Here is an 18,940-nt window from a genome sequence, read left to right on the forward strand (position 1 = left end):
AGTCGCTTATGCAGTGCTTAAGCCGATGGTTTATGCGATGTAATAGTTTGGGGGTAAATAGCTAATAGCTGAAAGCTGACTGCTGAAAGCTCATTAAAGATGCAACAAAAGATTAGAAATATAATGGTCCGAATAAAGGCTGGAAATGTTTGCATGATTTGTTGTTATGCGATGTTAACCTTATGCCTTGGCATTCAGTTTTCTTATGGGCAGGGTAATGATGCTGCACGTTATGAAATTGATGCGAAGCGTATTGGTGTGAGTATGACTGATAAAGACGCGTTGCCACGCAGCCGCGAGTTCATCCGGCTGGATAGCACTTATTATGTCGGCTGGATGTATGAAGGCGTTTACAAATATGACAGAAGTGCTGATTACGCTGGCTACAAAAACGCCATACCTGCTTTGCAAAAGGCGTTGCATTTAATGGATAAGGACTTTGGTAGTACACTGAAGAACATGTATTCCTCTATCGTATTCTTTGCATCCAATGTTCAGCGCTACCAGGATCTGTTCGCTATTACAAATGCATTACAGGCCTGCTACGACAACCTGGAAATGCCTGATTCTGTAATGGCACTTTTGGATAAGATCGATTCTTATCGTTTCCGTAAAGATTATTTTGGTGTGTATTACCACCGCGCCTGGACGTATCACCGCAATCGTTTTTATACTGCAAAAGATCATCCTTTTTTAGAAAACTCCATCGAAGCAAACGAGAAGAAAGCTTTTGACTGGTGTTACAGAGGCTTTGGATTTATAAGCCGGTATAAGGACGAGAATGATCAGTGGTTCGGTCCGATGCAGGCACAAAACGATAAGCAGGTAATTTATCACTATCTCGCTTTATTGCATTGCTATAATAAGAACTACGACAGCAGTGAATATTATTATCGTAAGCTGGAAGAGGGTGGGGGCATTAGCTATAATAACTACGCCAATATGCAGCATGAGATAGGAAAATTTGCAAACGCTATTCAGTATTTCAATATGGATCTGAATAAAAGCTACCTGCGAATGCTGCGTGAGCCTTATTATTATTTGCCCGAACTACACGTTTATGGCGGCCGCACAAAAGAAGCCATTGGCATGTGCCAACAAATTATTCAGAACGTTGGATCGACACCCGGATTCGGATGGTATAATATCGCTTTAGGAAGAAGTTATTTGTATGATGGCCAGTTAGACAGTTGTGAAATAGCACTGGATAAAGCAGCCAACTTTAAAGAAATGCATATTGGTACAACACTTACACAAAGCCAGTATGATTTTTCAATCAACTTGTTAAAAGTTGAGTTGATAGACAGAAAGATCTCCCAGATCAAATTTTTAGATAAAGGTTGGTGGTATTCTCCTGCTGCTTTGTATAAGATTGCTGCGTTGAAAGTTGAAAAGATGATGGCTGAGTATGTAGTGGTGAACGAACTGGCTTATAACCCTGAACGCAACAGGCTGGTATATGATCTGTTTTGCGGTGAAGCTACGACTAGTTACGATGAAGCCTGGTACCTGCTGAAAGAGTTTAGTCCTAAGTATTTTCAAAAGAAATATGAAACGTACCAGCAACAGGATCCAAGAGCGAATGTGCAACGTTACTTTAAATTGTTTACCGCCAACTTCAAATGGGAGGGAGGTAATAAGCAAGGCGCAAAAGACGATTACGAAAATTTACTGCGAACAACTGTCGCAGATACAGCCAACGAAAAGTTGTTTGTCGGGCGATTATATGAAGGTCTAAGCAAAGCCTTTAAGAAAGATGGCCGGGCAAGTACATATAGCCTGTACCGTAATGGCATGGTTGAGAATTATCCGCAACTGGTTCCATTTTCGGGTGTAACAATGAATATGATACTAAACACAAACGGGGAAAATGATGCGGTTACGCAACAAATAATAAAAGATATTAAGAATACTGATATCAATTGGGTAACCCAAAGCGATGGTTACACACCTTCAGCTACAGTTACCTTCAACAAGAAAGGAAACAAATATGAGGCTGTTATCAATGTTCGCAGTTCTTCCGGTAAAGCTGTTGTAACCAATGAACGATTGATCTTTGGAAAAGCTGACGGAGTGGGAAGTGAGCTTGCGCTTCGTTTTTTTGGCAAAGGAGGAAGCCTGGTATTTGAACCGCCTGTAATGCCGGAGAAAAAATCGTAATAATACTCACTGAACAGAAATACAATAAAAACCTGATGTTGCTATAAGGCAGCACCAGGTTTTTTAGTTGGTGCAATAAGGGTGATATTGATACTTGAATTGAAGAGGATGTCGAAATCTTTATTTAAACCGCTTTATTTCTGCTCAACCAAAGCGGTTGATTCTTGCAGGGCGTTACTCACCATCTCATGCAGCGTGCTGATGTCAAACGGCTTTTGTAAAAAATGATCGGCTGTCGCTTCCCTCGCAAGGTTTTCTATATTGTTGTTAGCACTAAAAAAGATCACGGGAATGTGCTTCGTCTCTTTATCGGCTTTAATCAATTGCGTTGCCTTGATGCCTCCAATGTCCGGAATCCAGTTATCCATAAGTATAACATCCGGTTGAAATGTTTTTACCTTCTGAAGTATATCTATACAATTTGTCTGGGTAATTATGTCAAACCCTTTGCTTTTCAATATGATGGCACAAACCTCCAGTATATCAGGATCGTCATCAAAAATTGCCACTCGTTTACGCATAAATGATCTAGTTTGTTACAGGAATACGATATATATGTGGTTTTTTTTCCACATAAGCAGTATTTTCTAAACCACATATTATGTATGAGCATCAGAGATTTGAGTTTTTAAAGCGCCGTGTGACGGTATATAAATACCTCTAATGTCTCTTTTTTTTAATGCTGCCAACTATAAAAGGGTGTTTAGTAATGTATATTCCACAAATATTATGCAGCATTCTCAGGTCAACTTTCGAACAGGTAAAAAATAGGTGAAAGAAATAGTATAGCCTGTGGTATTTTCTAAAGTACCCTGAAAGCGTATTCGCGGAAAGCAGTACGCTAAAATCCAGTATTTATAAGGACATTCCGCCATCAACCGTAATAACCTGGCCGGTAATAAACGTGTTGGTCATAAGCTGAATAATAATTTTCGCTATATCATTTGCCGTTCCAATCCGGCCAACCGGCGATGATTCCGCATATTGATTGAAGGTTGCGATTCTGACCTCTTCGGGCAAAAAGTTCCACCATGGCGTATCAATCACCCCGGGTGACACCGCATTTACTCTCGTCGGCTTCAGTTCTTTGGCAAGAATGGGAACAACAGCTTCCAGGGCAGCATTGATAGCCGCGAGGCCCGCGACTCCTGGCACACGTGCATGCGCACTTACTGCCGTAATAAAACATACACTGCCGCCTGGTACAAGGTGTGGCAAGGCAGCTTTTAGCGTTTGCAGTTGGGGAAATAGTTTTTCTTCAAAACCTGCACGTAACTGCGAAAGGTCAAGATCTTTAAAAAATCCGCCGCCTTTGGCTCCGCTTAATGCAAGCAAAAGGTGGTCGATGTTGCCCGTCGTTTCCATAAATGATTTCAATGAGTTCCCGTCAGAAGAATCTATAGCGCTTCCCTTTACAGTTTCCGGGAGTTGAGACAGCGCTGCTTTCAATTTTTCTTCATTACGACCTGTAATAATAACTTCAACATTGCCTTCCGCAAGCATCTTCGCGGTTGCAAATCCAATTCCGGATGTGCCGCCTGCAATAACTACTTTCATATTTATTTGATTTATAGCGTAAAACTAGCCGGCATGCTCCGGTAGGATTGTGCATTTCTTGCTGTTCGTTTTGCAATTCTTGCTATACAGGTTGAATGCCTATACAGATAGTCCGGTAATGTTGAGCATAGGGTTTGGAAGGAGTTATTCCGCTAAATTGCTCAAACCCGGGTATGCCTTGTATAATTTGATAGCCGCTGTCTTTCACCCACTTTTTCTTTACATACATGGCGTAGTCTGTTAACACCTTATAATTTCCCAATACGGGGATTTGTGCTATGGTGACTCCTCCAAGATTGTTGCAGACTTTGTCTTTTACCGGCCTGCTAACGCGGATGCCTGCCATATAGCGGCATTTGTCAAGCGGCGTTGAAAAAGGAGAGTCAAGAAAAACGCCGTAATATTCGGGATGCCTGTATGAAAGTTCGTTTGCAAAAGCCCAGTTATGTAATTGATGAAAAGTTTTGATAATACCTTCCTCGTCATTCAGAAGTATAATTTCACCTGCGATTGCGAGCGGCGGTAATCTTGTTATTGAAACGGGATATTGTTGAACGTCCGGAGCGTATTCGTTGGTTCTGTCCTGTATGATTTGCAATGCTTGCTTACGGTATTCTGCTGCGGATGTATTGTACTTTGATTTGAAGGAGCGTGCAAAAACAGATTGGGAACTAAAGCCGCAGTCTATTGCAATTGCATAAATGGACTTGTCCGGATAAAACAAAAGCTCTTTGGTAGATTGTTCAAGGCGCAGGCGGATCAAATATTGCAGGGGTGGCTCACCAACATGCTCTTTGAATAACCTGTGAAAATGATACGGTGAGTAATGGGCTTCGGCTGCAAGTTTTTCTAATGAAAGATTTTCTGTAAAGTGCTTGTGAATATAATGTAGTATATGTTTAATCGCTTCCACTAATAACAAATATAGGATGTTATTGGTGGAAGCGACTGGTATTGAACTGATCTTGTGTATTAACTTATCTGGCTGTTATTGAGAAACTTCTTTATACAAGCCAATCTCACTGATTGTTGGATTCAATCTTGCGCCGGTTATTTTGAAACGTAACTTTTGTGCAGACAGTGCATCAAATTTGATGATACGTTTATAACCGATAGTTGTTCCTTTTGCAACAGTTTTCCATTCGTTGTTAATAAATGCTTCCAGTTCGAATGATTCAACTCTTTGTCCTATTGCAATATTTTCCTGCAACTGTAGTAAGTTAAATTCTTTTGCAGCAGGAAGGCTGATTTCAAAAATTGCGGTTGATTGATTTTTGTCTGCCTGCCAGTAAGTATCATACTTACTATCAGTAATGCTTTTTACCTGTTTGCCATTAACGCTCACAGCAGCTCCCTTTAGAATATTATTGCCGAAGCTTTTATCTCTTAATGCTTTCCAGCCTTGAAGATTCTTGACATCGCTGTCGCTTAGCAATCCTCTTTTGTCAGGGGGAATATTCAGCAGCAATACGCCATTACGTCCAACAGATGCGTAATAGATATCCATCAGTTTTTCAGGTGACTTTACTTTGCTGTCTTCGTTTTCATGATAGAACCAACCTGGCCTGATCGAAACATCTGTTTCCGCAGGGTACCAAACCAATCCTTTTGCTTTGGTGATCTTGTCCCTGCCGCCAATGTCATCGCCGGTCATATCCCCGGAAGGTTTAAATGCAAGGTCTTTTTGAGAACCCGCACTAATGGCGCTTTGGTCGAGATTGTTAGCAGGCACTACGCTCCATTCTGTTTCACGACCGTAGCCGGATTCTGTGCCAACCCATCTTACATCCGGTCCCATAATAGCAATTACTGCTTGTGGCTGCAGTTTACGAATGAGGTTATACCATCTGTCAAAATCATATACCTGCTTTTTGCCGTTAGGACCTTCGCCATTTGCTCCATCAAACCAAACTTCGTCAACCCGCCCATAGTTAGTGAGTAATTCAGTGAGCTGGTTTACAAAATAAGTGTTGTACTCTTCAGTTCCATATTTGGGATTGTTTCTGTCCCATGGTGATAAATAAACACCGAAGCCAATGCCGTATTGTTTGCATGCATCGGAGACTTCTTTAACCACATCTCCCTTGCCATTTTTCCAGGGACTGCTTTTTACGGAGTGATCCGTGTATTTGCTTGGCCACAAGCAAAATCCATCATGATGTTTTGCAGTGATGATCACTTGTTTAATGCCGGCCTCTTTGCAAGTGCGAACCCATTGTTTGGCATCCAGTTGAGTAGGATTAAATATTGCCGGGTCTTCTTTTCCATCGCCCCATTCCCTTCCTGTAAATGTATTTACGCCGAAGTGGAAGAATGCTGTCAGTTCAAGTTGTTGCCAACGGAGCTGCCTTGCCGTAGGAATTACATTGGCAGCCTTTGATACGATTTGTTCTTCTGTGTCTGTGGGCTGAATGATGGCATAATTTGATTTTGATTGCGAAATAGCCGCAGTAGTCATTATACTACATAAAGCAATGCCCGTAATAATTTTACTTGTTTGCATTATTGTTTTTCTTTTTAAATCAGGTCTAAAATGCTGTTGCGACTTGCAGTTAAATTGCTTTATCACATGGCCGCGCGTTCGACAAAATAAGAAGAATAAAACATTCCCCAGTTGCTCGATTTTAGCAAAGAATTGGTGATAAGTGAGAATGTCGCAAATAAAAAGACCGCCTCAATTGCTGAGACGGTCATGTTTTTTCTCGCGGTAATGTTTCACGCAATTAGGTAAAAGTTTCACGCAACGAACGCCAAGAAGCAACGACGCAACGCCGGATATCCAAATGTTTAAAGTCTTATCGTCGCGCCGCCGCCCCGCCGCGCCCGCTGCGAGAAAAGAAAAAGGTTTCACGCAACGAACGCCAAGAAGCAGCGACGCAGCGATATTTATTAAGTTGAAACGTCTAAAAACTTATCGTCGCGCCGCCGCCCCGCCGCGCCCGCCGCGAGAAAAGAAAAGGTTTCACGCAACGACCGCAAAGGAGCAACGACGCAACGCCAACTATTTGAATTAATGCACTTAAAGTTTCGCTGCGCCGCCGCCCCGCCGCGAGAAAAGAAAAAGGTTTCACGCAACGAACGCAAAGGAGCAACGACGCAACGCCAACTATTTGAGTTGATGCACTTAAAGTTTCGCTGCGCCGCCGCCCCGCTGTGCCCGCCGCGAGAAAAGAAGAAGGTTTCACGCAACGATCGCCAAGGAGCAACGACGCAACGCCAACTATTTGAATTAATGCACTTAAAGTTTCGCTGCGCCGCCGCCCCGCCGCGCCCGCCGCGAGAAAAGAAGAAAATTTCACGCAACGATCGCTAAGAAGCAGCGACGCAACGATATTTATTAAGTTGAAACGTCTAAGAACTTATCGCTGCGCCGCCGCCCCGCCGTGCCAGTCGCGAGAAAAGAAAAAGGTTTCACTCAACGATCGCCAAGAAGCAGCGACGCAACGGTATTTATTAAGTTGAAACTTCTAAAAACTTATCGCCGCGCCGCCGCCTCGCCGTGCCCGCCGCGAGAAAAGAAGAAAATTTCACGCAACGATCGCCAAGAAGCAGCGACGCAATGGTATTTATTAAGTTGAAACGTCTAAGAACTTATCGCCGCGCCGCCGCCCTGCCGCGTCCGCTGCGTGAAACAACAGACGCCCAGGCGTGAAATACTAATGCAGTGTAGGGTCAAAGCTTCCGCCCCAGTCTACATTCTGTTGAAGGTTTTGGTTTTTTACCAAAACGCTCTGTGGAATAGGGAAGAAGTAATACTTATCTGGCAATGAATTCACTTTTACGCCGGCCTGTGGTGCCTGCAATATGGAATATTTGAAATTGCTTTCAGTAAGCGTGTTATTATCAGCCGCTGTCTTAGCCTCAGTTAATGGCATTTCAGCACCATTGGCCTCAATTGCAATCGCTTCAACACCGTGTTTGGTTCCATTGTCGAGCACACTGAACATGCGCCAGCGTCTCAGATCCCAAAAACGGAAGCCTTCAAAGCAAAGCTCAATATTGCGTTCATCCACAATCGCCTGGCGCATTTGCTGTCTGTTGGCTGCAGAAATGCCATAGTTGCCGTCTGCTCCGGGTTCAATGCCAGCCCTGCTTCTTATTTGTTTAAGAATATCCATTGCATCAGCCAAATGTCCTGTTTCATTTGCCGCTTCGGCATAGTTAAGCATCACTTCTGCAAAGCGCATTAGCACAAAATCCACATCATATTGCTGCACCTGTGCCTGCGTGAGCACTTGCTTGGAGCCCTTCAGAATAAAAAAGCCTGTATACCGGTCGTTATTGGTTGATTTGTCCGAAGAGTTTGGATTGATGCCATAATTGTCCAACGCATTGGCTATGCCAACCGAAGTATATTGTCTGTAACCGACAGTTGTGCCGGCTACGGGGTATTGTTTGGCGTTCCAAACGGCTGACTTTTCAAAACGGGGATCCCTGTTCTGCCAGTAAGATTGAAGCAGCTGGTCTTCTGACTTATAATATTTGCCGGATGGATCATTGAATTGTTTGCCATCTTTCATCGGAAATGCTCTTACGAGTTCCCATGTAGGACAGGTGGATGCATTGCCACGGCTTAAAGATCCCGGTCTTATCGTTTCATCCCATGCTGCTACTTTATTCGGATACAGATTGATCACAGAAAACACCACTTCGCTATTGCGCTCATTAAGAAAAATTCCCGAATAGTCGTCTGTAAGTTTATATCCCTGGGCAGTCAGATCATCGTATGCTTTTTTGTTTGCAGTATAGGCATTGGTCCAATAAGTGTTATCCCAGGGGTTGGAAGGGTTGAACTGTGGAGAGGCCATATACAATAATACTTTTGCCTTAAACGCAGTAGCAAAATTTCCGTCAATTTTACCCCAGTCTGCAGATGCCGGCAAAATGTGTTTTGGAAGCAATGCAATTGCTGAATCAATATCTTTCACCATCAGATCAAAACACTCTTTGGTAGAGTTACGGGGAACAGCAAGTGTATCAGTGTACCTGTCCTGGGGCTTTGTAAGATAAGGCACACCACCATAAGCTCTTACCATCCCAAAATAAGTATATGCACGCAGAAAATAAGCCTGGCCCATTATCTGGTCCTTTACATTTTTAGCTAAAGAACCGTTGGGTACATCAACGATCGCCTGGTTGATTAAACGCATGGTTGTATAATTCCAGCCGCTGTATGCATCACCTATTACCGAGCTGGCACTGTTGGTGATTGTAATGGCGTCCGGTGGAAAAACAATGCCGGATAACTGGTCGCTTGTTCTGTCAGCAGAAGCTCTCCAGTTACCAAATACCGGATAAATATTGGCAAGGTATGCATTGGCAAGATTGGCATCATTCCAAACCTGGTCCGGACTGTAGTTGTTAAGATCTTCTACATCCAGAACTTTGGAACAGCTTGTTGCTATTGCGATTGTATAAAGGAAGAAAATAATTTTTTTCATCGTAGAAATTTTAGTGTTATTCTTAACCGTACTTATCAAAACCTGATGTTTGCACCAATAGTGAATGTTTTCATGATCGGATAAGAATCATAGTTGTCCTGTTCGGGATCCTGGAACTCTTTCATTTTAGAGAACGTGAGCAGGTTGGTTCCGTTAATAAAGAATTGAGTCTGTAAAACTTTTATGCGTGAGAGCCATTTTGCCGGGAGGTTATACGCAATATTCAGGTTACGTAGCCTAAGATATCCGCCGTTCCTTATCCAAAAAGAAGAACCATCTCCACCGGCTTCAGCCCAGTTCTGGCCTACAACACGCGGGTATTTTCCGTTGGGATTTTCAGGTGTCCAAACATCCCCGGCCCAGATGGGGTAATATGTTCTGAAGTTGCCTCCCCATTGACGCATACCTGGTCCGTCAAGGTTGCTGATCATGCGATCATAAGCGCTTACACCCTGGAAGTGCGCATCAAATGAAAATCCTTTCCATGACACGTTAAAGCCCATCCCAAAGTTGATGCGTGGAGATCCATTCTTGCTGAGTAGTTGCACGTCATTTGCATCAACCTTTCCGTCTGCACCTGGTTTGTACGCGTCACCTCTCACGTCCTCGAAAAGTAATGCGCCCAAATAAGGTGTTCTTCCAAATTGTTTAAAGTCGCTGTGAAGAAGTTCATCTAACTGATCCTGCGTGCGTATAATGCCTTTGGCTTTATAACCAAAGATCCTGTTGGCGGGTTGACCAACTGCATTGCGGAAGGCCTGTGCGCCGCCGGGTTGATAGTCCGGGCTTTGATCTAATACATCCCAACGGTCAATTGCATAGCCAATGTTACCATAAACAGAATAATTGATTTTGCTTCCTGGAATCATGTCTCTCCATTCAGCAGAAAATTCACCACCACGGAATGATCTTGCAGCATAGTTTTCCGGGGCAAGAGTCTGACCATAGTTGTCCGGCAATGTAACGGTACGTGCACCAAGGATGTTCGTCATTTTGTTTACAAACACATCTACCTTACCCGAAAGCCTGTTTTGCAATGTGGCAAAATCAAGACCTATGTTGGCATTGGTGATGGTGGCCCATGTAAGGTTAGGGTTAGGCGTAGCCCCCGGGCCGATACCTGTATATAGGTTGTTGCCCCATATATAAGAGCCGGTGTTCTGATAAGTGTAGCGATAGGAGAATGGCGCAATTTTATTGTTGTTCACATCCAGGTCGTTACCCGTTGTTCCATATGATGCTCTCAGCTTCAACTCATCTACCCAGCTAACGCTATTCTTGAAGAAAGACTCCTGTGATATTCTCCATCCCACAGAAGCTGAAGGGAAGAAGCCCCAGCGTTTCTTTGGAGGGAAAAGCGTATTACCATCATAACGGAAAGAGAACTCGGCTATATAGCGTTTGTCAAAAGAATAGTTAAAGCGGCCAATCCACGATTGCCTTGCACCGTTTTGCTCGTAGCCTGTACCATAGCGATTGGTTGCGTCATTTGAATAAGCAAACATCTGGTCAATAGGTGCAATAGGTTGCTGTGCTTTTGCTGTTGCACTGGTTAGGCCGGTTTCAGCCTGCTCATACACCAATAACCCGTCAACTGAATGTTTCCGGAAATTGCGGTTATAAGTCAGGTAGCCGTCTATCTGATAGTTCCATCCATTCTGCATATTATACTGCATGAAAGGGCTGTTTTGACTAAACGTGAATATGTTTGTCTTATTCGGATCGGGCGGGCCAGGAATAAAACGGTTGCCATCAGGATCAGCAGAAATAAAAACATAGTTGGTCTGATAGGTTAAGAACCATTTACGCATGTAATCATTGGCTTCATAATTTGCCATCACTTTTGCAGCCAGTCCCGGAATTAATTTATGCAGTTTAATATCAAGTGTTGCAATGGTATTCAACTGTCTTCTTCTTGTTTTGATATAACGCTGTCCTTCAACCTGGTCAATTACGTTCCATGCCTGCCAGCTACCCATTGGCGTTTGTACAGGGTAACGGGTAATTTCATTTGCAGGAGAGCCATCTGCATTCAGATAAAATGGATATAACTTAGGCCAGTTGAAAGTAACCCTGTAAAAGTCTCCCACGTTATAATCGTCATCTCCGGTGAAGGGCCAGTAAAAACGATCAGGGTTTTGCTGAGCTGCTGAAACATTCAGGTTAAGCTTTATGTCATCAGAAATTTTTGCTGTAACGTTGGTCCTCAAATTATATTTACCATAATCAAGATTGATGTAAGATCCTTTGTCATTCGTATAGCTTAGCATGGAATAATAAGTGATCTTATCGCTACCGCCATTTACACTCAACATGTATTTCTGTGTTTGAGGATTGCGCCAGATCCAGTCATTTACATTGTAGTTCCGGTTTTTAAAATAGTCAAACTCAGCCTGGCCGTTCGGCAAGGTTGCACTGTTAAACTCAGCAACGCGGTTCTGATAGATCAGTTCATCTGTGGCAGTAGTTTTGTTGGACAACAATTCCTGCGTAGGTTTTCCCGTAGTATAAGAAGCCTGGAAGTTGAACACAGGTTTTCCAATAGTTCCGCTTTTAGTTGTAACCATAATTACACCATTACCTGCGCGTGAACCATATATTGAAGCAGTTGCCGCATCTTTAAGAATGCTCATCTGGTCAATTTCATTTGGATCGAGCGCATCAAAAGCTGTTTTATCTCTCAGTATACCATCAATAACATACAATGGGTCTCCAAAACTTCCCCTGATCCTGATGGCAGATGTTGCACCCGCGAGGCCTGAAGTATTGGTTACGTTAACACCGGGTGCGCGTCCAGCCAAAGCATTGGACAGATTGCTCACGGGAACATCAGTTAACTTACTCATGGTGACTGTTGAAATGGCTCCGGTCACATTTGTTTTTTTCTGAGTACCATAACCAACTACCACTACCTCACCTAATTCGGCACTGCTGCTTTTCAACGCAATGGTTAAGTTGGAGCGCTGAGCTACGATTGATTCTGAATAGCTTATATATCCAACTGACGAGAACAACAATACATCACCGTTATCAGCACTTATTTCGAACTTACCGGCCTCATCGGTAAATACACCACCTGGTTTGTTTTTCAGCGTTACACTAACACCGCTGAGTGGCTTATTGGTTTCATCCGTTACAATACCTTTTATTGTTCTTTCTTCCTTGTAAACAGCCTGAAGTTGCAGATTCGAAAGCCTTTCTGCAGATGTTTTGGTTTGATTTTTTGTCAGGACAATATAGCTGTCGACAACCTCAAAATCAATTTTTAACGGTTTGAACAATGCTGTGAATACTTCTCTAAGTTCTTTGTTTTCAGCACTGTACCATACTTTTTTCTCTTTGTCAAGGACATCGCCTGAATAGGAAAAACTTATGTCAGCAGATTTTTCCAGGATCTTCAGTGCGTCCGGGAGTTTTTCTCCTTTAAAATTTACGGTGATCTTTTGATCAAGAACAGATTGACCCTTTCCTTCCCTGGCAAGAGCAGTGTTTAAAATTGCCAGTATAAAAAAGGTTTTAATCGCTGTGATTCTCATAAGCAAAACGATTGAACAGTTTCGTTTTTTGTTCATACATTTAAGTGATTTTGCAGTGAATAATGGTTTACGCAAATCGGCTTAGACGGCTCCGTACCGCTAAGTAATTAAGGTGGCGAGTGCCGCGAACACCGCCATCTTCTCTTGTTAATTTTTGGTTTAATGAATGCTCATGAATCTTTGTTTTTTGAAGGATGAATAATTATTTGCTTTTGGTAAAAATGATCTTGTTGTCTTCAATTCTATAATTCGCATTCACTGTTTTACTGATAACATGAAGCATGCTTTCAAGACTTTGAGAGGTTAGCAGTGTAATAGTTATGTCGGTACCCTGAAAATCATTTGCTGTGTATTTGATCTCCACATCAAATCTGCGGGCAACAGCATCAAGTAGTGCCGGGACCGTTACCCTGTCAAAGTGCTGGTTTTTTTCTGTGATCGGTTTGATAACAGCATCGTCAGGCGTGGAAAGACTCCTGGTCTCAATTGTATCCAGTATTGCCAGGTAAGAGCATTGTTGCGACGGCAGCAATACTGCTATTGCTGATGGCTTTTGTTCATCTCCTTTTTTATATACCATCACTTTACCTGTTTTAACGCTAACGGTTATGTTCTTGCTGTCAGGCATTGTAACAATGCTAAAACTTGTGCCTACCACACGCGTAACAACAGAGCCGGTATAAACGTAAAAGGGTTTTGAAGCATCTTTAGCCACCTGGAAAAAAGCGTTACCCGTAAGCGTTACCTCGCGTTTATAGCCCGTGAATATTTTCTCAGCCGTGATCGTGCTCTGAGGTGCAAGATTGATTGCAGTGCCGTCACTCAGATGTATTAACCTGAAATGTGTACTTGTATTGGTTATGATTTGTTTTGACTGTATGTCAGCTTTTGTTTCGGCCAATACCGGCGCAGTATTGTTGACAGGGTCTTTTTTAGAAAGAAAGAAAATTGTTGTCGCAAAAATGACAACGGCAGCAGCGACAGCATAGCGATAAATATTAGTCTTGTGTTTGTATTTAATTGTGACCTCCTTTCCGGAGGTCTGTAATTCCTTTTCTATGTTCTGCCACGTAGATTGCAAAATATCTTGCCTTACAGGTGCGTAGTTCTCCTTTTCTGCTTCGTGCAATTCCTGTACAAGTATTGCAGCTTCGTCTGCAACAGGTTTTTCGTGCGGCGATTCCGCAAAATACTGTTTCCAGTATTCCGCATAAACGCCATTGGGATTCAATATCCACGAAACAAATTTTTCGTCTAGAACAAACTTTTCCAGTTCCGGGTTCATAAGCAATTTAGTATGGTCCGGTACATCAGAGCAAAAAAGTTGTAAAACATACTCAGTGTTTTGGAAGTTTTTTTGAAAAAGATGAAAAAGGTGTGAGGCGTAAGGTGTGAGGTATCAGCTGTCAGGTATCAGGTGTTCAAGAGCGTGATGAAGGGGTGAGGAGGGAAAGAATAAAGTTATTCTGACATGCTATTCTTGCTTAATCGTTGTTCGATATATGTTAAGCTGATGAGGAGAAAGAAATCAGACATCCTCAAATCCTACATCAGACATCAAATTCTGCATCAGGCATTCAGAAATATCAGGCAAAAAAAGCAATCAGTCCAATCAGTACCAAAAATGATATCGCTGGGAATTTCACAGCTTCCTGCCTTAATGTTTTCAACGCACGCTGCATAAGGTTAAGGATAGATTGATAATTCATGCCCATTAAAGCGGTCATTTCAACATAAGAAAAGTTATGATAGAAATGGAGGTGGATCGCTTCACGCTGCCTGGAGCTAAGCTTGCTTAACAGGTCCTGGATAATTTTTGTATTGAGGTTGTTCTGCTCCAATTGAATGGCAAGATGCTCGGGCGTTTCGTGACAGGGGTATTCAAAAATCGCCGGGTTGGAATAATTATCGAGAAATAACGGTACTGCATTGCTGTTGCGTAAAATTCTGTGACGAAGCGTTTTAAACAGGTAAAATTTGGGGTGTTTGGCAATGCCGATCGTTTCGCGATATTTCCAGATCTCAATAAATATGTCCTGGATGCTATCCTTTAAAAGGTTAGCATCGCTTGTCAGTTTACTGCCATAGTTGAACAGGTCCGCTGCGTACATCCGGTAAAGATGTTCGAAGGCAGCAGCATCGCTATGTTTGAGTTTTTTCCATAAAGCTTCACCTGGCTGTTGAAAGTTTTGGTTCATGGCAGTTATCCTCAACCCTTAAGGTAACAACATAAATGAAAGATAATTTAATCAAACGTTTGCGTAGTTAAATGGAAAAGAAAAGTAATATATTAACCCGGCTTTTTTTAAACCATATAAGGCATATAAGAAAATATAAGGCTTCGCTATTTTTTAATGCCTTATATACAACTAGTGAATAGTCAATGGTCAAGATCCGAGCTGGATAAGTAAATACATTCTTGTTGTAGTGTTATCATTATCCTGAGCAAAAGTTCTTATATTTTCTTATATGCCTTATATGGTTTAAAAAACTTCGCTTCGGTCAGCTTTAGCCTTTAGGCTTTATCAATTGTTTACAAAGAAACGTTGGCGTGGCCAACAACTTACTTATATGGTTTAAAATGTTTTTATGCCGTTTTCGGCATGGCTGCACAAATGTGCAAGCATGCTTCACGATTACAACCGAAGGTTTTGGTGAATTAATTCTTTGGTTTAAATTTTGGATCGATGAATTCCCATTCTCTGATTACTGCCGTCTGATGTTCTTTTTGTATGATGCTTTCGAATTGTGCAATGATGTCGGCATGATCTGATGCCAGGTTTGTTGTTTCTTTTTCATCATGCAGCATCTCAAACAGTTCCCAATGGCTCTGCTTGTTTTTGATATCACTCTTTACACCTTTCCAGTTTCCCATGCGGATGGCGATCTGTCCGCTCTTTTCAGGATATTCAAAATATAGGTACTCATGTTTTTTTTGTTTGGCCGGCTGCCCGAGTAGTGTTGGCAGAAAAGACAGGCCATCTGTGTGCCAGTTTGTTTTTGTTGACGTAAGCTCTGTGAGCGTGGCCATCAGATCATACTGAGCAGATATAAGATCGGAGACCTGGCCGGCTTTTATCTTGCCTGGCCATCTGGCTATAAATGGCATTCTGATGCCGCCTTCGTACAGGTCCATTTTTCTTCCTCTTAGTCCTGCTGTTAAATTAAAATATTCTGCATTAACTCCTCCTACATTAAAGGTAGTTCCGTTATCGCTGCTAAACATGACGATGGTGTTGTCGTCCAGATGTAATTCCTTTAGGAGCGCCATTATTTTGCCAACCTGCTTGTCTGTATAGCTGATCATTGCAGCGTAAGTAGAAAGAGGGTAACGGCATGGCGCATATCCGTTTTCTCCATAATAAGGTTGTTCATCAAATTGTCCGATATATTCTTTCACTGCATCATCCGGGGCCTGCAGCGATACATGCGGACCAGTATAAGGAAGGTACAAAAAGAACGGTTCATCCTTGTGGGCTTTTATGAAGGCGAATGTTTTTTCTGCCATTTTAGTACCGCTGTATTCATTACCCTTAAACCTATCAAAATCCTGCGGCGATGCATTTTTTGATAAAGGCTGATGAACGTAGATGTATTTGTTGTTGAGTGTATCTTTTTTTCCATTCTCCCATAAGTGTGTGGGATAAAAATTGTGTGCCTGCTTTTGATCAAGATAACCATAGAAATAATCGAAGCCCTGCTTATTCGGATCACCTGTTGAGTTATTCATTCCTAGTCCCCACTTGCCGATAGCGCCTGTTGCATAGCCTGCCTGTTTCATTAACTGCGCAATTGTGAAGGCTCCTTCAGGCAATGCCATTTGACCACCTTCATCTTCATCAGAGAAACCTCCGAACTCATAGTTGCCTCTTATAAAGCAATGGCCTGAATGCTTTCCCGTTAGCAGTCCGGTTCTGGCCGGCGCACATACCGGGAATGTTGTGTAATGCCGTGTAAAACGCATGCCTTCAGCTCCAAGTTGATCAATGTTCGGCGTTTTTATCTTTTGCTGACCATAGCAACCAAGCTCGCCATAGCCCATATCATCAAGGTAAATGAAGATGACGTTGGGTTTGCGTTGAGCTTGTGCTATTGCCGAAAATGAGATGCATGCAAAAAGAAGAATTGCATATATGGATGCAAAAATTGTATTAGAACTTTTAATTCTTAATTTGAAAATATAAAAGGAATTAAGCATATCGTCTTGTAATAGATAAATGCTAATTTCCTGTTTTGTATTTGATCAGGAGTTGATTTTATTCAGTCAAACGTTTGCGGAAGATTTTTGGTATAGGCTGAAGAATTTTTTTAAACCAGATAAGTTAGAGATCGGCCGCGCCAACGTTTCCTGGTAAATAACTGATTAAGCTTAAAGTCCAAAGCCCAAAGCCTAAAGCCCAAAGCCTAAAGCAGACCGAAGCGAAGTTTTTTAAACCATATAAGGCATATAAGAGCAAATAAGCGCTTTTGCTCAGGATAATGATAACACTTAAACGACAATGTATTTACTTAACCAGCTCGAACCTTCACCATTGACCATTCACTATTCACTAGTTGTATAGAAGAAATATAAGCGCAAATAAGCGCTTTTGCTCACGATAATAATAACAATTAAACGACAATGTATTTACTTAACCAGCTCGAGCCTTCACCATTGACCATTCACTATTCACTAGTTGTATAGAAGTAAGGTGTCGGCCACGCCAACGTTTCTTCGTTGACAACTGATAAAGCTTAAAGCCCAAAGCCTAAAGCTGACCGAAGCGAAGTTTTTTGAACCGTTAAAGGTATATAAGGGCGTACAAGAAGTTACACCGGAGGTCCATCATGGCTAGAGCTGCATACATTTACTCAGCCAGTTTGTATCCTTCACCATTGACCATTCACTATTCACTAGTTGTATAGAAGAAATATAAGCGCAAATAAGCGCTTTTGCTCAGGATAATAATAACACTCAAACGAAAATGTATTTACTTAACCAGCTCGAACCTTCACCATTGACCATTCACTATTCACTAGTTGCATAGAAGTATTGAACCTGCTACTCCCTTATATGCCTTATATGGTTTAAAAGAATTACAATTTATGTTCTATATACTCATTCTCCACACTTCCGTCTGCGTATAGTTTCAGTATTGCATATCCGGGCGCTGTTTCCTGGTAATAATAGGGTGCTGCAGATTTTGTGTCGCCCTTACCCCACCAGAAACCACTCATGGCACCATTACAGAAATAATGAACATCGTTATACCATGCCCTGTCGAGTAAATGCTGGTGTCCGCTCAGGCAGACTTTTACTTTGTCTTTATGCTTGTAAAAGAGTTGTTTTAATTGTTTGTGATCTCCGTGCTGACCACCTTCCCATGAACCTGTAACAGTAAGGATGGGGTAGTGGGACATTAATAAAACGGGTGTATTTGCAGCTAAACTATTGAGGTCATTTTCCAGCCATCTGAGTTGTTCTTCATCTAACGTAATACCCTTGTTGTTGCCGTCGAGAACAATAAAGTGCCATCCTTTTTTGGAGAAGCTGTAATAACGGTTAGGAATTTTCAAACGTTTGGTTACATAGTTAACGCCATACATTTCATCTTCTTTAGAAGGAGCCGCCCACCAAATATCGTGATTGCCGATGCAGCTATACATTTCATATTGCTGAATAGGTTTGCAGCAATCGTCCCACAAATCCCACAGTTCTGTTACCCGTTCTCTCTTTACATTGTCATATGATGCATCATGAATTGAGTCCCCACCGTTTAAAATAAAATCAGGCTTGTGTTTCTTAACTGCTTCTAAACACTTTTTGTAGCGTGCAGGCACATCTTCATCCGGACGTATATGCACATCCGTTATGTGTGCCACGGTTAATACTGGTGACGATTTTTTGAAAGATGCTGTCTCAGCAGCCTTGCTTATTTGTGCTGTTGTTATGGCCGCCGTTGTTAGCGACAGGTTCTGTATAAAATTTCTTCTTTTCATGATTACTAAGCATAAAGCTCAAAGCCTAAAGCTTAAAGCTAGAGCGTAGCCTTCATTGTTTGTTTCCAATGTTAGCCACGCTCATTAGTTTAGAAAATTAATTATTTGTGTTTATCCGGATTGTTACCGTTAATTATTAGCTCTAAAGTTTCAGCCACTGGTTCTAAGCTTTGGGCTTTAAGCTTTCAGCTGTTGATGTGTCAAATGATAAGCTTTAAAGTTTCAGCCACTAGTTCTAAGCTTTAGGCTTTGCGCTTTAAGCTTTCC

At 42.1% G+C, this 18,940-nt stretch carries 12 protein-coding genes; 2 read left to right on the forward strand and 10 right to left on the reverse strand.

The features are described from left to right. Positions 1–99: 99 nt before the first annotated feature. Positions 100–2,160: a tetratricopeptide repeat protein gene (locus QTN47_RS23730; protein ID WP_369331935.1), complete on the forward strand. Its 2,061-nt coding sequence runs from the start codon at positions 100–102 to the stop codon at positions 2,158–2,160. Between the two features lie 134 nt (positions 2,161–2,294). On the opposite strand, the gene QTN47_RS23735 is transcribed toward QTN47_RS23730, so the two are convergent. The 4 genes from QTN47_RS23735 to QTN47_RS23750 form a co-directional block, all read right to left on the reverse strand. Beyond that, on the reverse strand, positions 2,295–2,681 hold the full coding sequence (locus QTN47_RS23735; RefSeq protein WP_369331936.1) for a response regulator: 387 nt from the start codon (positions 2,679–2,681) through the stop codon (positions 2,295–2,297). Between the two features lie 334 nt (positions 2,682–3,015). Then, entirely contained in the window at positions 3,016–3,732 is a 717-nt protein-coding gene (locus tag QTN47_RS23740) for an SDR family oxidoreductase (RefSeq protein WP_439100195.1), read from the reverse strand. Between the two features lie 67 nt (positions 3,733–3,799). Further along, entirely contained in the window at positions 3,800–4,630 is an 831-nt protein-coding gene (locus QTN47_RS23745) for an AraC family transcriptional regulator (protein ID WP_369332072.1), read from the reverse strand. Positions 4,631–4,705: 75 nt separating this feature from the next. Further along, positions 4,706–6,220, reverse strand: a complete 1,515-nt coding sequence (locus QTN47_RS23750) for an alpha-L-fucosidase (RefSeq protein WP_369331938.1) — start codon at positions 6,218–6,220, stop codon at positions 4,706–4,708. A gap of 510 nt (positions 6,221–6,730) precedes the next feature. Here QTN47_RS23750 and QTN47_RS23755 point away from each other — a divergent pair. Continuing rightward, entirely contained in the window at positions 6,731–7,030 is a 300-nt protein-coding gene (locus QTN47_RS23755) for a hypothetical protein (protein WP_369331939.1), read from the forward strand. Between the two features lie 343 nt (positions 7,031–7,373). Here QTN47_RS23755 and QTN47_RS23760 read toward each other — a convergent pair whose 3' ends face one another. The 6 genes from QTN47_RS23760 to QTN47_RS23785 all read right to left on the reverse strand — a co-directional run bounded on the left by QTN47_RS23760 (position 7,374) and on the right by QTN47_RS23785 (position 18,673). After that, the gene (locus tag QTN47_RS23760; protein ID WP_369331940.1) at positions 7,374–9,158 is read right to left on the reverse strand and encodes a RagB/SusD family nutrient uptake outer membrane protein; all 1,785 of its coding nucleotides are present in this window, start codon (positions 9,156–9,158) and stop codon (positions 7,374–7,376) included. Positions 9,159–9,193: 35 nt separating this feature from the next. Continuing rightward, complete coding sequence (locus QTN47_RS23765; RefSeq protein WP_369331941.1) at positions 9,194–12,694, reverse strand: SusC/RagA family TonB-linked outer membrane protein; 3,501 nt, start codon at positions 12,692–12,694, stop codon at positions 9,194–9,196. 202 nt (positions 12,695–12,896) lie between these two features. Continuing rightward, positions 12,897–13,979, reverse strand: coding sequence for a FecR family protein (locus tag QTN47_RS23770; protein ID WP_369331942.1), 1,083 nt, complete (start codon positions 13,977–13,979; stop codon positions 12,897–12,899). Positions 13,980–14,280: 301 nt separating this feature from the next. Next, positions 14,281–14,892, reverse strand: coding sequence for an RNA polymerase sigma factor (locus QTN47_RS23775; protein WP_369331943.1), 612 nt, complete (start codon positions 14,890–14,892; stop codon positions 14,281–14,283). Positions 14,893–15,353: 461 nt separating this feature from the next. After that, on the reverse strand, positions 15,354–16,892 hold the full coding sequence (locus QTN47_RS23780) for an arylsulfatase (RefSeq protein ID WP_369331944.1): 1,539 nt from the start codon (positions 16,890–16,892) through the stop codon (positions 15,354–15,356). A gap of 878 nt (positions 16,893–17,770) precedes the next feature. Further along, entirely contained in the window at positions 17,771–18,673 is a 903-nt protein-coding gene (locus QTN47_RS23785; RefSeq protein ID WP_369331945.1) for a metallophosphoesterase family protein, read from the reverse strand. Positions 18,674–18,940 lie beyond the last annotated feature (267 nt).

This window comes from Danxiaibacter flavus (genome assembly GCF_041060425.1).
Taxonomy (GTDB): domain Bacteria; phylum Bacteroidota; class Bacteroidia; order Chitinophagales; family Chitinophagaceae; genus Danxiaibacter; species Danxiaibacter flavus.

What these genes read in the sequence shown, in the direction of transcription:
- QTN47_RS23730 (WP_369331935.1), top strand. Translation starts at nt 100, where the DNA reads ATGCAACAAAAGATTAGAAATATAATGGTCCGAATAAAGGCTGGAAAT.
- QTN47_RS23735 (WP_369331936.1), bottom strand. Translation starts at nt 2,681, where the DNA reads ATGCGTAAACGAGTGGCAATTTTTGATGACGATCCTGATATACTGGAG.
- QTN47_RS23750 (WP_369331938.1), bottom strand. Translation starts at nt 6,220, where the DNA reads ATGCAAACAAGTAAAATTATTACGGGCATTGCTTTATGTAGTATAATG.
- QTN47_RS23755 (WP_369331939.1), top strand. Translation starts at nt 6,731, where the DNA reads ATGCACTTAAAGTTTCGCTGCGCCGCCGCCCCGCCGCGAGAAAAGAAA.
- QTN47_RS23760 (WP_369331940.1), bottom strand. Translation starts at nt 9,158, where the DNA reads ATGAAAAAAATTATTTTCTTCCTTTATACAATCGCAATAGCAACAAGC.
- QTN47_RS23765 (WP_369331941.1), bottom strand. Translation starts at nt 12,694, where the DNA reads ATGAGAATCACAGCGATTAAAACCTTTTTTATACTGGCAATTTTAAAC.
- QTN47_RS23770 (WP_369331942.1), bottom strand. Translation starts at nt 13,979, where the DNA reads ATGAACCCGGAACTGGAAAAGTTTGTTCTAGACGAAAAATTTGTTTCG.
- QTN47_RS23775 (WP_369331943.1), bottom strand. Translation starts at nt 14,892, where the DNA reads ATGAACCAAAACTTTCAACAGCCAGGTGAAGCTTTATGGAAAAAACTC.
- QTN47_RS23780 (WP_369331944.1), bottom strand. Translation starts at nt 16,892, where the DNA reads ATGCTTAATTCCTTTTATATTTTCAAATTAAGAATTAAAAGTTCTAAT.
- QTN47_RS23785 (WP_369331945.1), bottom strand. Translation starts at nt 18,673, where the DNA reads ATGAAAAGAAGAAATTTTATACAGAACCTGTCGCTAACAACGGCGGCC.